The sequence below is a fragment of the Haloarcula sp. CBA1122 genome (genome assembly GCF_009741785.1).
Classification (GTDB): Archaea; Halobacteriota; Halobacteria; order Halobacteriales; family Haloarculaceae; genus Haloarcula; species Haloarcula hispanica.
Genome location: NZ_WPCB01000017.1, coordinates 17,744 through 32,217 on the forward strand (window position 1 = coordinate 17,744; position 14,474 = coordinate 32,217).

Annotated in this window: 19 protein-coding genes and 1 tRNA gene; 14 read left to right on the top strand and 6 right to left on the bottom strand. The window is 64.3% G+C overall.

What is annotated here, in order from left to right; translation table 11 throughout:
- The first annotated feature begins 365 nt into the window (after window positions 1–365).
- From GJ630_RS08815 to GJ630_RS08855, 9 genes are all read left to right on the top strand, one after another.
- On the top strand, window positions 366–1,628 hold the full coding sequence (locus tag GJ630_RS08815) for a PGF-pre-PGF domain-containing protein (RefSeq protein WP_014039793.1): 1,263 nt from the start codon (window positions 366–368) through the stop codon (window positions 1,626–1,628).
- A 45-nt stretch (window positions 1,629–1,673) separates the two neighbouring features.
- Window positions 1,674–1,973 (top strand): DUF5785 family protein, encoded by a 300-nt coding sequence (locus tag GJ630_RS08820; RefSeq protein ID WP_004593490.1) that lies wholly within the window; start codon window positions 1,674–1,676, stop codon window positions 1,971–1,973.
- A 55-nt stretch (window positions 1,974–2,028) separates the two neighbouring features.
- The gene (locus GJ630_RS08825; RefSeq protein ID WP_064288342.1) at window positions 2,029–2,367 is read left to right on the top strand and encodes a hypothetical protein; all 339 of its coding nucleotides are present in this window, start codon (window positions 2,029–2,031) and stop codon (window positions 2,365–2,367) included.
- A 108-nt stretch (window positions 2,368–2,475) separates the two neighbouring features.
- Window positions 2,476–3,249, top strand: coding sequence for a GTP cyclohydrolase III (locus GJ630_RS08830; protein ID WP_014039791.1), 774 nt, complete (start codon window positions 2,476–2,478; stop codon window positions 3,247–3,249).
- A 67-nt stretch (window positions 3,250–3,316) separates the two neighbouring features.
- Entirely contained in the window at window positions 3,317–3,892 is a 576-nt protein-coding gene (locus GJ630_RS08835; RefSeq protein ID WP_050037694.1) for a CBS domain-containing protein, read from the top strand.
- A gap of 86 nt (window positions 3,893–3,978) precedes the next feature.
- The gene (locus GJ630_RS08840) at window positions 3,979–4,446 is read left to right on the top strand and encodes an N-acetyltransferase (protein WP_186764074.1); all 468 of its coding nucleotides are present in this window, start codon (window positions 3,979–3,981) and stop codon (window positions 4,444–4,446) included.
- Between the two features lie 32 nt (window positions 4,447–4,478).
- A tRNA-Thr gene (locus GJ630_RS08845) sits at window positions 4,479–4,552 on the top strand.
- A gap of 35 nt (window positions 4,553–4,587) precedes the next feature.
- Window positions 4,588–4,992, top strand: a complete 405-nt coding sequence (msrB, locus tag GJ630_RS08850) for a peptide-methionine (R)-S-oxide reductase MsrB (protein WP_014039788.1) — start codon at window positions 4,588–4,590, stop codon at window positions 4,990–4,992.
- A gap of 48 nt (window positions 4,993–5,040) precedes the next feature.
- Window positions 5,041–5,754 (top strand): hypothetical protein, encoded by a 714-nt coding sequence (locus tag GJ630_RS08855; protein ID WP_014039787.1) that lies wholly within the window; start codon window positions 5,041–5,043, stop codon window positions 5,752–5,754.
- Here GJ630_RS08855 and GJ630_RS08860 read toward each other — a convergent pair.
- From GJ630_RS08860 to GJ630_RS08885, 6 genes are all read right to left on the bottom strand, one after another.
- Window positions 5,727–5,984 carry a glutaredoxin gene (locus tag GJ630_RS08860; RefSeq protein ID WP_014039786.1) on the bottom strand — a complete coding sequence of 86 codons (258 nt, stop codon included), beginning with the start codon at window positions 5,982–5,984 and terminating at the stop codon, window positions 5,727–5,729. The two genes, GJ630_RS08855 and GJ630_RS08860, sit on opposite strands and share 28 nt — an antisense overlap.
- A gap of 66 nt (window positions 5,985–6,050) precedes the next feature.
- Window positions 6,051–6,515 (bottom strand): nucleoside-diphosphate kinase, encoded by a 465-nt coding sequence (gene ndk, locus GJ630_RS08865; protein WP_008310318.1) that lies wholly within the window; start codon window positions 6,513–6,515, stop codon window positions 6,051–6,053.
- Window positions 6,515–6,880, bottom strand: coding sequence for a 50S ribosomal protein L24e (locus tag GJ630_RS08870; RefSeq protein WP_191449748.1), 366 nt, complete (start codon window positions 6,878–6,880; stop codon window positions 6,515–6,517). The genes ndk and GJ630_RS08870 overlap by 1 nt, the downstream gene beginning before the upstream one ends.
- Before the next feature lie 2 nt (window positions 6,881–6,882).
- Window positions 6,883–7,110, bottom strand: a complete 228-nt coding sequence (locus GJ630_RS08875; protein ID WP_004516764.1) for a 30S ribosomal protein S28e — start codon at window positions 7,108–7,110, stop codon at window positions 6,883–6,885.
- An 11-nt stretch (window positions 7,111–7,121) separates the two neighbouring features.
- A complete protein-coding gene (gene rpl7ae / locus GJ630_RS08880; protein ID WP_004593501.1) occupies window positions 7,122–7,484 on the bottom strand; it encodes a 50S ribosomal protein L7Ae in 363 nt (120 codons plus the stop codon).
- A 213-nt stretch (window positions 7,485–7,697) separates the two neighbouring features.
- Complete coding sequence (locus tag GJ630_RS08885) at window positions 7,698–8,711, bottom strand: nitronate monooxygenase family protein (RefSeq protein WP_044951725.1); 1,014 nt, start codon at window positions 8,709–8,711, stop codon at window positions 7,698–7,700.
- 87 nt (window positions 8,712–8,798) lie between these two features.
- Between GJ630_RS08885 and tmcA the strand changes: the two genes are divergently transcribed.
- The 5 genes from tmcA to GJ630_RS08905 all read left to right on the top strand — a co-directional run bounded on the left by tmcA (window position 8,799) and on the right by GJ630_RS08905 (window position 14,470).
- Window positions 8,799–11,036 carry a tRNA(Met) cytidine acetyltransferase TmcA gene (gene tmcA, locus GJ630_RS08890; RefSeq protein WP_191449749.1) on the top strand — a complete coding sequence of 746 codons (2,238 nt, stop codon included), beginning with the start codon at window positions 8,799–8,801 and terminating at the stop codon, window positions 11,034–11,036.
- Window positions 11,033–11,530: a DUF456 domain-containing protein gene (locus tag GJ630_RS08895; protein WP_191449750.1), complete on the top strand. Its 498-nt coding sequence runs from the start codon at window positions 11,033–11,035 to the stop codon at window positions 11,528–11,530. Before tmcA ends, GJ630_RS08895 begins: the two co-directional genes overlap by 4 nt.
- Window positions 11,527–11,691 (top strand): hypothetical protein, encoded by a 165-nt coding sequence (locus GJ630_RS19510; RefSeq protein WP_004593509.1) that lies wholly within the window; start codon window positions 11,527–11,529, stop codon window positions 11,689–11,691. Before GJ630_RS08895 ends, GJ630_RS19510 begins: the two co-directional genes overlap by 4 nt.
- A 126-nt stretch (window positions 11,692–11,817) precedes the next feature.
- Window positions 11,818–13,419, top strand: a complete 1,602-nt coding sequence (locus tag GJ630_RS08900; RefSeq protein ID WP_191449751.1) for a class I adenylate-forming enzyme family protein — start codon at window positions 11,818–11,820, stop codon at window positions 13,417–13,419.
- 76 nt (window positions 13,420–13,495) lie between these two features.
- Complete coding sequence (locus GJ630_RS08905) at window positions 13,496–14,470, top strand: LLM class flavin-dependent oxidoreductase (RefSeq protein ID WP_151103032.1); 975 nt, start codon at window positions 13,496–13,498, stop codon at window positions 14,468–14,470.
- Window positions 14,471–14,474: the final 4 nt, after the last annotated feature.

Consider the following 14,474-nt stretch of genomic DNA (forward strand, 5'->3'; position numbering starts at 1 on the left):
GCTCCGAGCAAATGCGCGAGGAGCCATCGGTATGTACTGGCGGTTTGAACCCTGCAAGTCGCAGCGCACACAGTGAGTGCGACCGTCTTGCTCTGGTTCGAATGCAACTACAGCAACGTTCGGTCCAGTCTAAGAGCCTACAGAAGAGGTGGACAGAATTCGCTGCCTTCCGATGTGTAGGCACAGTTTACCGAATCGAAGCAATCGGGCGGTTTTATGTCGGTGGTCCGGATTATATCCGTGTAATGGTACGTGAAGATAGGTCCCCAAGACAGCATCTTCCGGGCCTCCCAATCGTCTGTGTCGTCTCTCTCCTCCTCGCAGCCACGGTAGCGGGCCCCGCTGTTGCTGAACCGAGTCTGTTCGTGTCCGGCGCGTCGAAAGACGCGAACACGATACTGGCCGGTGAATCAGTAAACGTTACCGCAACGGTCCATAACACCGGCAGTTCGGGCGGTGCGATGGGTATCGAGTACGTAGTAAACGGCACGACTAGAGCGACCGAACGGGTGGTCGTCGACGCCGACTCGTCGGTCGAGCGGACGCGGGCACTGGAGTTCGATGCCCCCGGAACGTACAGGATTAAGGTCCAGAGCCCAGGGAAATCAGCTGGGCGAGTCAAGGTCAAGCCGGCACTAGTCGAGACAACGCGTACGGACTCGACTACGCGGCAGCTCAAGATACGCGGTGGGACAGTCCCGACGAACGAACCCTACGAACTGAACGTATCGGAACAAACGAACCGATCCTTTGCCGTCCAGTCCTGGACGGTCAACGCATCACGGCAGGCATTCACGCAGGACGTGACCGAGTACACTGATCCCAGCGCGGCAGACCTTGCGGTACCGTCCGGTGACGACGCATCGGTGTTCGGTGTGGTGACTGTCGGGTCGTCGGACGGCGTCGAGCCGTCGTCGATGCAGTTCGCGCTGGACCGCTCAACACTCCAGTCAGCCGGAATAGCACCACAGGATGTCCGCGTGTATCATCGCATCAACGGATCCTGGAAAGCCGCCGAAACGACCGTCGCCACGGAGCAGCCCGACCGTATCGTTTACGAGGCGGATACCGCAGGGACGACGGCCTACGCCATCGGGAAAATTGAGCCGTCGTTCTCCGTCACACGAACGTCAGTCGTCAGCGAACAGGCGACAGACGGATATCGGGTCAGCGTCAGAGGGACTGTCGAAAACGCCGGCAGTGCCCCAGGCACGTACGACGCGCAGATGCGGGTAGACGACGAGGTCGTCAACCAGACCTCAGTGACTGTGCCGGCAGACACCGAACAGACCGTGACGCTGTCGACGGTCGTGACGACGCCGGGGACGTTCCAGATCAGCTTCAACGACGCCAACGCCGGTGAAATCAAAGTAACCGAGAGCCAGCTCCAGACCGACGAGAACGGCGGTGCCGAGCCGAAGACAGAGCCGACGGGAACGGAGCCAGCAGTCCAGACCGAACCCGCGGGTGACGGTGACGGCGGACTCGGGCCGCTCCCGGCGACGGTCATGGGCCTCAGTACAGTGCTGGTCATCGGCGGACTTCTCGGTGCGTTGCTCCTGTTCGGCGTCGTCATCGTGCTCCTCCGACGGGGTGGCAGCCGGAACGACAGCGGCTTCGAACTGTAGGCGGGGAGAGAAACCCTTTTTGTGCCAGTGTCCAGAGAACCGCGTATGGATTGGCCACACGATCCGGACGGTGAGGAAGGAAGCGAGGGCCGGCGCAAGTACGGCCACGCTGTGCTGGCGAAGAAAGTCGACGAGGACGAGGACTTCCCACTGACTGCCGAGGAATACGTCGAACAGTACGGGGACCACCCGGTTCGGATCGACTACGAGACGGTCGTCAGCGTGGCGGACATCTTCGAATACGTCGATCAGGAGGAGTTCGAAGACTTCCCGGACTTCCACAAATCTCTCGGGCGCGCGCTGCGCGAAGCGGACTGGTGGCCGTACAGACTCGAACAGGCCTGACTGCGAAGTGTGTGGGCACGACACATACTTGTGGGAGGCCGATGTAGCGTCGCGTATGGCGACGACATCTTCAAGCGGCGACCGCACCGAGCAGGGACTCCCCGAGGAGGTTGTTGCCGATCTGTTGTCGGACGACACTCGCCGTCGTGCGCTCTCGATACTGGCAGACCGCGGTGAACCGGTTGTCGTAGCAGACCTCGCGGCGGCGGTTCTGGCGGCCCAGCGTGACATCGAGCCAGCGGCAGTCCCTGACACTGACAGGGACGAACTCACCGAGGAACTGTTCACCGAACACCTCCCGAAACTGACGGCAACAGATATCGTAACATACGATTCGATGGTCGGGACCGTCGAGATACAGCGCCCCGACGCGGTGCCGACTGACCCCCGTTGAATCGGCTCGCATGTCCGGAGTCCGACACCGGCCGGACCGGCCTTCAGTCCACTCTGCCGGTTAATTTCGACAGAGCAATACCCGTTGCTTCTAAACGAACGATGGACAGTGACCAACACCCAAATCACCCATATACAGATTGATAACTACGGGCCGTGGACTGTGACGCCTGAGCCCCGCCGTGAAGTCGACCTGCAGACGCTCCAGTCCCGGTTGTACGCTGACCTCGCACAGTTGTTCGGGAACCGCGACGGCTACATCTTCTTCTCGCGGTTCGACAACATGATCGCCGTGACGAACGGACTGGACGAGGCGGCACACGCACTCATTCAGGAGTCCGTCGGCAATCGCTACCCGGTGACGATGAGCCTCTCGGTCGCGACGGGAACGACACCCGTCTCGGCGCTGGGAACGGCAACAGAGCAGCTACAGGAGGCCGGTAGCGCACAGGACAAGGGCCGGCGAGAAGTGCTACGCGGTCAGACGATCGACGAGGAGTTCCGGAAGCCCACAGACGTGCAACTCGCGCATTTCGATGTCGACGACGCCACCGAGAAGTACACCGACCAGCTCAACGAGTTCGACACGTTCATCCAGATCGAGCAGGGGTACGCGGCGCTCATGAAGTATATGCGCGAAGCCCACGACTCGTTGTCGTTTTTCGTCGGCGGCGACAACGTCATCGCGGTCTGTCCGGACCTGGACGAGGCGGACTACCACGACGCAATCAACCACGTCCGTGACGCGGTCGACGTAGAGTTGAAAGTCGGTGTCGGACGCGGGCGGACGGCAGCTACGGCCGGGATGGACGCCAAGCACGCGTTAGAGACCTGTCGGGCGACTGGCGAGGCCGTTACCATCGAAACCGAGACAACCGAGTAAGTTGTGAACCACGCGATATAAACGTAGTGGAGGTATCTTTTAGACCGGTCGTGTGGTACTTAGACACATGAACGGTGAGGTCACTGTGCGGGAGGTTATGAACAGAGAGTACGTCGGTGCAAGCGAGTCCGACGACCTCCTTGAAACGACGGAGTTGCTGATCCGAGAGGACCAGCATCCGATTCTCGTGTTACGGGGGAACGAACCAGTCGGTGTCGCGACGGACAGAGACGTACTGGCATACATCGTCGACGGCGGTGACCCGGAGACTGCCACCGTCGGCGACGTGATGCGTGAATCCATTCCGACAATTGGCCCCGATGCTGGACTCCCGGCGGCCCGGGACCGAATGGCGACACGGTCCGCCGAGTTCCTCCTAGTAACGGCTGACGGAGAGCCGCTCGGGACGCTGACTGAGCACGATATCCTCTCGACTGCACGATTAGAGAGCGAGTCGACAGACGTCGTCGAACAGCCCTCGCCGGTTGCGACAACTGGGCAGGAAGCCACCACCGACGGGATGCAGTCCGCCGTCGAGGATTCGTTCGATAATCAGGGCATCTGTTCCGCCTGTAGCACGTTTACACGGGACCTGGCGTCGTTCAACGGGCAACTCCTCTGTGCGGACTGTCGTGACGTCTGACCCACGCCAGCCGGCCCCGCCTCTCACAGCGGACGGATACGGCGGCGTAGCCGAACTGTTTTGACCGTACGACACGGAGTACCACCGTGGAAATCGCCACCGCCTCGATGGACGACGTGGACACCATCGTCGACCTGTGGGTCCGACTGGCGGAGAGCCAACGTACCCACGGGTCACATCTGTTCGGGGACCGGAACCGGACCGCGGTCCGGGAGACTGTCGTACAGCGCGTTGTCGCCGAGAACGTCCGTATCGCCCGTATAGACCGGCAGATCGTCGGGTTCGTCATGGTGACCATCGACAGCGGCCGGTACGAACAAGACGAGACGCGGGGCATCATCGAGAACATCTTCGTGGAACCGGTCCACAGGAGTCAGGGAGTCGGTAGCGAACTGCTCGATACGGCGGAGGAGCTACTTCGCGAAGACGGTGCGGAGATCCTCGCGCTGGAGGCGATGGCGGACAACGAATCCGCCCGACAGTTCTACCGAGCACACGGCTACGCACCACACCGGATCGAGCTCGAAAAGCCGACCGAAAACGATACTCTCTAAACGGTCCCCACACAACGCAGGTATGCAACCGCGCCAGGGGAGCTTGGGTGGTCCAAGCACTCGACTTGTAATCGAGAGTTCGTGGGTTCAAATCCCACCCCTGGCTTCACGTTTTTACCGCTGGGGTGCATACGGTGGCGCATGAGTGAATCCGAAGGAGAACTCCCGGACAACGACGAAGAGTGGCGCGAAATTCTCTCCGACGAGGAGTACCGAATCCTCCGCGAGTCCGGAACAGAGCCGCGGTTCAGCAGCGACCTCATCGACGTAGAAGACGAGGGCGTGTTCACCTGTGCCGGCTGTGGGACAGAACTGTTCGATAGCGACAGGAAGTTCGAATCGGAGACTGGCTGGCCGAGCTTCTGGGACGTGTATCAGGAAGGCAACGTCGAGACACAGGCGGACAACAGCCACGGGATGGAGCGAACGGAAGTCGTCTGTGCCGAGTGTGGCGGTCATCTAGGCCACGTATTCGACGACGGACCGGAGCCGAGCGGGAAGCGATACTGCATCAACGGCGCGGCGCTCGACTTCGAGTCGGAGTAGCGACCACCGGAACCCTTTTTTCCGTCATTGAAGTTGATACGGCTAGACGTGACTGAACACGGGACCGACGAGGCGGACAACGAGGGGGCCGGGGCGCCGGTCGACGAGTCGCTGGTGGACGAGCCACCGACCGCCGCTGCCGAGCAGCCACAGCCGGAGAGTCACCTGCTAGCTGAGAGCCTCCGAACGTTTCCGTGGCTCCGGGCTGCCGGCGTCGCCGCCGGGACGCTGGCTGTCGAGTATCTGCTCGTCACGCTGCTGTTTCTCGTCGGCCCGCCGGAGGTCGGCCTGCAGGAGCTGTCGGACCGGCTGATCCAGTACGGGTTCGTGCTGTACAACGCCCATCATGTGCCGACACTGGTGACTGCGACAGGTGCCGAGGTGTACGGCTCGGCCGCGCGGAACGTCCTGTACGGTGTTGAGAACGCAAGCATCCCCCCTATCGTCTATTTCCTGATACCAATCGTCTCGCTGCTCACCGTCGGCGCACTGTTCGAACGCTACCGCGGCGATTCCCGGTCGGACAGCCTGCTCGAAGAGGCGGCGCTCGTCGGGACCGGCATCGGCTTTGGCTACGTCGTCACTGGGTTTATCGGGAGCTTCGTATTCGTCCGGACAGTTATGTTCGACGGCGGGGGCGAGGGACAGGCCGCGCCAGCGGTGCTGTGGCTCCTGATTCTGATGTTCTTCCTCCCACTGATATTTGCGAGCCTCGGCGCGGCCGCCCGCTACCTCTACACCGACTGGGCTTCGGGCGCGTAGGTCGTCTCGATAAATTCGAGGATGCGCTCGGACTCGGCCATCGTGACCCCGCGGTCGTCGTCGACCAGCACCGGGACGCCCCGCTGGCCGGAGACCCGCTTCACTTCGTCACGTTCTGAGTGCAGCGCCTCGACCCAGACGCTGTCGTAGTCGATGTCGAGTTCGTCCAGTCGGTCGGCGACCTTCTCGCAGTACGGACAGCCGTCGAGCTGGTAGAGCGTCAGGCTCATACTGAGCGGTACGGACGCCGCCCTCAAGGTGGTTGTGCTCGAAAAAACGCGACAGCCGATCTGTCGTTACTCGTACAGCCAGGGCGCGTCGATCTGGTCCCAGTCGACGAGTTCGTCCTCGTCGAAGAACAGCTCGATTTCGCGCTCGTTTGCGCCCTCGTCCTCGTGGTCGGAGCCGTGGATGACGTTCCGACCGAGGTCGAGGCCGTAGTCGCCGCGGATGGTGCCAGGAGCCGACTCGGCCGGGTCAGTCTCGCCCATCATGGTGCGGACCTGCCGGGTCGCGTCCTGACCTTCCCAGACCATCGCGAACACGGGACCGGAGGTGATGAAGTCGACGAGCCCGTCGAAGAACGGCTTGTCCTCGTGCTCGCCGTAGTGCTCCTCAGCGAGCTCCTGGTCGATCTGCATGAACTTGCCGCCGACCATCTTCAGGCCGCGGTCCTCGAAACGGGAGACGATGTCCCCGATGAGGCCGCGCTGGACGCCGTCGGGCTTGACCATCACGAACGTGCGCTCGTGCTCGGACATTACGCTTCAGCCTCCTCGGCTTCTTCGTCCTCGACGTCTTCGTCCGCGTCGGTCTCGTCAGCGTCGTCGGCGTCAGCTTCGTCCGCAGCCGCTTCCTCGTCGTCTGCGTCAGCTTCCTCGGCGTCAGCTGCCGGCTCTGCTTCCGCCTCCTCAGCTTCGTCTTCAACCTCTGTCTCGACCGCACCGGCTTCGCCGCGGGCGGTGTCGGTCCATTCGAGGTTGCGGGCCTCGCGGCCCAGATCGGCGTTGTTCTCGCACTTCGAGGAACAGAAGTGCGTGGTCGCGCCGTCCTTGTGGACGAACATCGTGCCCGTGCCGGGTTCGATGTCTGTGCCGCAGTAGTCACATTCGCGTGTCCGGGGCATGGTTACTGCCCTCCGATGGTGTCGGCCTCGCGAGCCGTCTCGCGGAGCTGGAGCACGTCACCTTCGCGGACCGGACCGAGAACGTTGCGCGTGATGATGCGCCCCTGGTTCTCGCCTTCGCGGATGCGGCACTTGACCTGCATGGCCTCGCCGTGCATCCCCGTCCGGCCCACGACTTCGATAACCTCGGCGGGCGTGGAACCGCTGCTTTCGGATTCCTCAGCGCTCATCCGAGGTCACCTCACCGAAGCTCCTCGACCTTGTCGGCGATGTCCTCGACATCGGCGTCAGCCTCACCGGCGTCGGTGACGGCTGCGGCGGCCGAGCCGACTTCGAGCCCGGCGGCGTGTCCGAGGTCGTCCTGCTGCTCGACGAAGATGAAGGGGACACCCTTCTCGTCGGCGAGTTCCGGAATGTGCATGACGATCTCCTCGGGCTGGACGTCTTCGGCGACGAAGACGAGCTCGGCGGAGCCGCGCTCGATGGACTTGGTCGTTTCGTTTGTACCCTTCTTTACAGCGCCTGTGTCCCGGGCGACCTCGAGCGCCTCGAGGGCGTCGTCTTCGAGGTCCGCGGGAACGTCGAAATCTACGTATACTGGCATTTGTATGTTCACCTCCTGCGCGCGAGCTCAGGCTCCCCCGCCGTGTCCGGGCCGCGGGGCCCGTCACACCGTGATGGTGTGTATCCTGAAAAGGCTGGGAGCATCATCAACTCGGCGCAGGCTGTACCCCATTCTGTGCCACCGGCCCTAAAAGCGCTTTCGAAGCCGAAATCGCGTGCCAGGCCGGCACACGGGTGCTGTCGGTGGGTCTGCCTACTTTACGGCCGCCGACGCATCGGCCAGCGCAGCCCTCGCGTCGGAGACAAGACGGGCAACCACCTCACCGGCGGGCCGAACGTTCTGTGCGAGGCCGGCGCTCTGACCGGCGTAGTGGGGCAGGGCTTCGACGTCGCCGGTCATGCCCGCAAGCGGGGGCATATCAGCAAGCCGACTGATCGGCTCGCCGTCGGGCATCTGTGCGACTTGTTCGGAATCGTTACCGTCGCTTTCCCCACCTGAATCGGCACCGGCCTGCTGCCTGACCTCATCAGTTTCGAGTACCCGGTGTGGCTGGTCCGGCCAGCCCCGGTCGAACAGTTCGGTGAACCGCGTCGCCGTCTCGGGCGCGTCGACGATGCGTTCCCGGTAGGTCTCGTGTGCCCCCGATTCTGTGGTCGCCACGAACCGAGTGCCGAACCAGCCGCCGTCAGCCCCAAGTGTCAGCGCCGCCGCGAGGCCGCGACCGTCGCCGAGACCGCCGGCCGCGACCACCGGGACGGAAACCGCGTCGGCCACCCGCGGGAGCAGGGCGAAAGTCGTCACGTCGCTCTGAACGTGGCCGCCGGCTTCCCGACCCTGTGCGACCACGACATCGGCTCCGGCGTCGACGGCCGCCCTGGCCTCGGCCGCGCTCGCGACCGTGACCATTACCGTCCCACCAGCCTCGTGGACCCGGTCGATGTACGGCCTGGCATCGCCAAAGGAGAAGGAGACGACCGACGCGCCCGCGTCCAGACACGCATCGAGACATGCCGACGGCGAGAGCACGCCCGTCGACTCGTCGAGGACGACGTTGACGCCGACCACGCCGTCGGTCGCGCTCGCGGCCGCCGTGTACGCATCACGGATCGCGTCGGCGTCGCGCCACGACATCGCCAGCATCCCGAGGCCGCCCGCGTCCGCGACTGCCGCAGCCAGTGCCGGTGTGGAGACGCTCCCGACCGGTGCCTGTACGACTGGGTGGTCGATACCTATCGCAGAGCAGAGCGGGGTCTGGAGGGGTGCCATGCCGGCGACTGTGTCCGATCCGGTAAAAGCGTACCTCGATAGCGCCGTGACCGTCAGGTCCATACTGGCGCGTCCGCCACCACCGGTATGGACATCGCGCGGTCGCTCCGAGCGGAAGCCCGCCGTACAAACGAGCGGCGACTGCTCGTTCTGGCGGGCGATCCCAACCGAACGCGGGAGCGAGCGGCGGCAGCGCTGGACGCGGCTGACGTCCCCAGCGCGGAGACGACCGTCGTCGGGCCGGAGTCGTTCCTCGACTGTGAACACCACGAGCAGTCCCGCGCCGAGGAACTCCTCGGGCGGACCCGGACGGCCGTCGTGCTGGACGCCCACGAGGAACTGCGGCCGGACGCGGTCGGGCGGACCGTCGGTGCAGTCGACGGCGGCGGCCTCTACGTTATTCTCGCGCCGCCACTGGACCGATGGCCCGAGGAGCGGGACGGATTCGATGCCTCCCTCGCGGTCCCGCCGTTCAGGGTCGAGGACGTGACCGGCCACTTCCGCCAGCGGTTCGTCGAAACGCTGCGAGCGCACCGGGGCATCGCCATCGTGGACGCTAACACAGACACAATAGAGCAGAACGGCCTGACGGACCCGCCACCGAGCCGCCCGGTTCCTGCACCGACTCCGCCCGCTGATTCGTGGTTCCGCTTCGAGACCTACGCCCAGTGTCTCACCGACGACCAGCGGGACGCAGTCCAGGCGTTCGAGACGCTGCGGAACGAGGGCGAGGCAGTCGTGGTCGAGGCCGACCGCGGCCGGGGGAAATCCAGCGCCGCCGGACTGGCCGCCGGCAATCTCGCCGTGGAGGGCGATGACGTGCTGGTGACCGCGCCGCAGTACCGGAGCGCCGGCGAGGTGTTCACCCGGGCGGCACATCTACTGGAGACGCTTGGCGTTGATTTCACGCGCGACCGGCCGTCGGACCCCCAGCGGCTCGACGTTTCGGGGGCGGGCTGTGTGTGGTACGCACCGCCGGACGAGGCGGCACTGCTTCCGGCGGACCCCGACGTAGTCATCGTCGACGAGGCCGCAGCCCTGCCGGTCCGGCGACTCGAACAGTTCCTCGACGCTCCAGCGGTCGCCTTCACGACCACCGTCCACGGATACGAGGGGGCAGGCCGGGGCTTCTCCGTCCGGTTCCGTGACCGACTTGCCGAAAGCGACCTCGCCGTCACCGACGTGTCGATGACGACGCCGATTCGATACAGCGACGCCGACCCTGTGGAGGTGTGGGCGTTCCGGGCGCTGTTGCTGGACGCGCGCCCGCCGGTCGACCAGCTCATCGCGGATGCGACGCCGGAGACCGTCGAGTACCGCCGGCTCTCGACGGCTGACCTGCTCGCCGACGAGCACCTGCTTCGGGAGGTCTTCGGCCTGCTCGTGCTGGCGCATTATCGGACGGAACCCTCGGACCTGGCCCGGCTGCTCGACGCGCCCAATCTCACCGTTCGGGCGCTGACACACGAGGATCACATCGTCGCGGTGGCGTTGCTGGCACAGGAGGGCGGGCTCTCGGCAGACACGCGAGCCACGATGTACGAGGGCGGCCGGGTCCGCGGGAACATGCTCCCGGACGTGCTGTCGACGCAACTCCGGGACGAAGCCGCCGGGATTCCGGTCGGCCAGCGGGTCCTCCGCATCGCGACCCATGCCGCGGTCCGGTCCCGCGGGCTCGGCTCCGAACTCCTCTCGGAAATCAAGACGGAGTTCGCCGACCGAGTGGACTGGCTTGGAGTCGGCTACGGCGCGACGCCGGAGCTCGTCCATTTTTGGGCGGATAACGGTTACAGTACCGTGCACCTCGCCACCTCGCGGAACGCGACCAGCGGCGAGTACTCCGTCGTGATGCTGGACCACTGCTCCGACGACGGGGCGGCGCTTGCGGTGCGTCACGGGGGGTGGTTTCAGGACCGAATCACTGCGGTACTGTCGGACCCGCTCGACGACTGTGACCCTGACGTAGTTCGGGCAGTGCTACGAGCGACTGACAGCGAGCCGTCCCTCTCCCTCTCCGAGTGGGAATGGCGGCTGGTTGCCGGCGTCCCCGGCGGCGCGTCGGTCCTCGACACGAACCCGAAGCCGTTCCGTCAACTCACCCGTCGACACCTGTCGGACCCGGCCGACGCGACCGCGCTCTCACCGCGGGAGGAACGCTTGCTTGTCCGAAAGGTCTTGCAGGCACATCCATGGTCGGCTGTCGCCGAGGAGCTGGCGTTCGTCTCTGAGCGGGAGTGTATGCGAACGCTGGGCGGAATAGTCGAAAGACTGACGCGTCTGTACGGCGACGGTTGGGTACAGGAGGAACTCGATAGACACCAATGAGCCTGCTCGGCCTCGAAACGCTGCTGTTTGTACTCGCGTTTGTGCTCCTGGTCGGCGGCGTCGTCGGTAGTCTCACGCCCCAGGTCCCCGGCGCGCTCGTCTCGCTCGCCGGCGTCTATCTCTACTGGGTCGCAAGCGGGATGACCGAACCCGGGACGGTCCTGCTCGTCCTGTTGACGCTGGTCGGCCTGCTGACGTGGGCCGTCGACATAGCGGGCGGTGCCGTCGCCGCACGCGTCGGCGGGGCGTCGAACTGGACGGCGGTGCTGGCCGGCCTCGTGGCGCTCGTCCTCTTTTTCGTCACCGGCCCGCTCGGCATCCTGCTGGGGGTCGCCGGCACGGTGTTCGTCGTCGAGTTCTACCGGCAGGAGGACGCTCGCGGGAGCGCGAAGGCCGCGCTCGTGACGACCGCCGGAATGCTGGCCTCCGGCGTCGTCCAGGCCCTGCTAACCGCGTCGATACTGGTCACCATGGTCGCCGTCGCGCTCCTATGACTCGGTGTGCCGAGGACGACTGCGAGAACGAGGCCGCGGTCGAACTCCACATCCCCTGGGACGCGAACCGCGAAGTGTGTCCGGACCACGCCCGCGTCTGGGCGCAGAAGGACGGCGTCGTCCCCGCGCCGATGGACGGCCACGAGGACGAGTGGCCGTAGGCCGTTGTTCTCCAGAGAGGCATATTAGTTCACACGAAGGTATCGATTCGGGCGGCTGTCAACCGTTCACGAAGAAAATATAATAATAATAATTGGGATTGAATACGACAAGTGAGGCGTGTTATCATGAAACGCGAGATGCTCACCACCGACTTCATCGACCGTGCAGCGGACATCTACGACGACGTGACCGGTATCGTGGCCCACGACGGCACCGAGTACACGTACGCGGAAGTAAACGAGCGGGTCAACCAGTTGGCACACGCGCTGTCGGACCAGGGTGTCTCGAAAGGAAGTCGCGTGGCCGTCCTCGCGCCGAACACGCACTACTTCATCGAGACGCTGTACGCGGCAAACAAACTCGGCGCGGTGTTCGTCCCGCTGAACTACCGGCTCGACCCCGCGAAAATCGAGTATATTCTGAACGATTGCGAAGCCACAACGGTAATCGCCGACTACGACTTCGCCGAGAAAGTCCAGCCGGTACGGGACGACATCCCTGCGGAGACGTTCATCGGCTACAAGCCGGACCGTATCGACGGGGAGTGGGAGGCGTACAGCGGTATCCTCGATGGGCAGCCGACAGCCGAACCGGACCGACCGGAGATGGCCGAGGACGACGACGCCAGCATCAACTACACGTCCGGCACGACGGGGGACCCGAAAGGCGTGGTCAGAACCCATCGGACAGAGAGCTGGCACGCGCTGGTGCTCAACCAGCACATGGAGATACGCGACGACGACACGTACCTCTGGACGCTCCCGATGTTCCACTGCAACGGCTGGGGCCACACCTACGCCATCACCGGGACCGGCGGCACCCACGTCTGTCAGCGGACCTTCGACGCCGCGGACACCTTCCGCCGGGTCCGCGAGTACGACGTGTCGTTCATGTGCGGCGCGCCGACGGTGCTGAACAAACTCATCCAGCACTACCGGGCTAACGACGGCGACATCGTGACACAGGGTGACCGCGACGTGCGAATCGCGACAGCCGGCAGCGCCCCAGCGACGGCGACCATCGAGCGCGTCGAAGACGAGTTCGGCTGGCGCATCATCCACATCTACGGCCTGACCGAGACGGCCCCGATTATCACGACCAGCAACTCCCCGCGGCGCATCGCCGAACGGGGCCGGGAGATCAAGGTCAAGCAGGGGTCGGAGACGCTGTGTACCGACATCAGAATCGTCGACGAAGACGGCGACGATGTGCCACGCGACGGGACGACCATCGGCGAGGTCGTGGTGCAGGGCAACCAGGTGATGGACCGCTATCTCAACAAGCCCGAAATCACCGAGGAGGCGTTCAACGACCGCGTCGAGGGGTACTTCCACACTGGCGACCTCGCGACGTGGGACGAGGACGGGATGATACAGATTATGGACCGCCGGAAGGACATCATCATCTCCGGCGGCGAGAACATCTCCTCTATCGAACTGGAAGACGAACTGTACGATCACCCCGATGTCCTGAAAGCCGCAGTCATTCCGGCTCCGAGCGAAGACTGGGGCGAGACGCCGATGGCAATTGTCGTTCCGACGGCCGACAGCGACGTGACCGAACAGGATATTCTCGAATTTCTCAGGGAACGCGTCGCGAGCTACAAGGTCCCCGCAGGCATCGACTTCCGGGACTCGCTTCCTGAAACGGCGACTGGGAAAATCCAGAAGTACGAACTCCGCGAGGAGTACTGGCAGGAACAGGAGCGCATGATCGGCCAGGAGTGAGCCTGCCGGAGTAGAGAAGAACAGCTTCGAGTTATCAACACGATTCTTTATTAGGGTTCCAGCGGTCGGTTACACCATGCATCTGGGAGTCGTCGTGCCACGCGTCGAGGACCACAGCACAATCGACCTGGCTGTCGAGGCCGAAAACTGGGGCTACGACTCGGTCTGGCTGAACGAACTGTGGGGTGCCAGCTCCGTCGTCGAACTCACAGACATTGCGACACGGACAGAGGACATCGAAATCGGCAGCGCGATACTCAACGTCTTTTCGCGGTCGCCGGCCGTGCTGGCGATGACAGCGACGACCCTCGACAGGGTCTCGGACGGACGGGCAGTGCTGGGCCTAGGAACGAGTACAGCCCGGTCCATCGAGAACATGCACAGCATGGAGTTCGAGCGACCGGTCCGTCGCGCCCACGAAACCATCGACATCGTCAAACAGCTCATGACGAGCGACGAGCGGGTGACCTACGACGGCGAGGTTGCGTCGGTGAGGGGGGTTCCGCCGCTAGACCGCGACGTGCCGGTGTACCACGCCGCGCTCGGGCCGGCGAACAGGCGAGTCGTCGCCAGACTCGCCGACGGCTGGCTGCCGCACATGGTGCCGTTCTCCGAACTGGAGTCGGCGTTCGACTACATCGTGGAGACGGCACGCGATGCCGACCGCGACCCGAGCGAGATTACCGTCGCACCGTACGTGCCGGCGGTGGTCCACGAGGATTCCGAGCGGGCGACCGAGGAACTCCGTCAGCACATCGCCTACTACGTCGGCAGCGGCGAGGGGTATCGCCGGGCTGTCGCGGAGACGTATCCGGACCGGGCGGAGCGCATCGCCGACGCCTGGCAGGCGGGTGACCGCGGGGAGGCGACGGAGCTCGTCACTGACGAGATGACGGCTGACCTCGGCATCGCCGGGACGCCGGAACAGGCACAGGAGAAACGGGATAGAATTGCGGACAGGGCTGTCATCGACCGGCTTCTGCTAACTGTGCCACAGCAGGTCGACGGGGAGCTTGCTCGAACGACGATTCGGGCGCTGGGGCGGACGTAGCGCG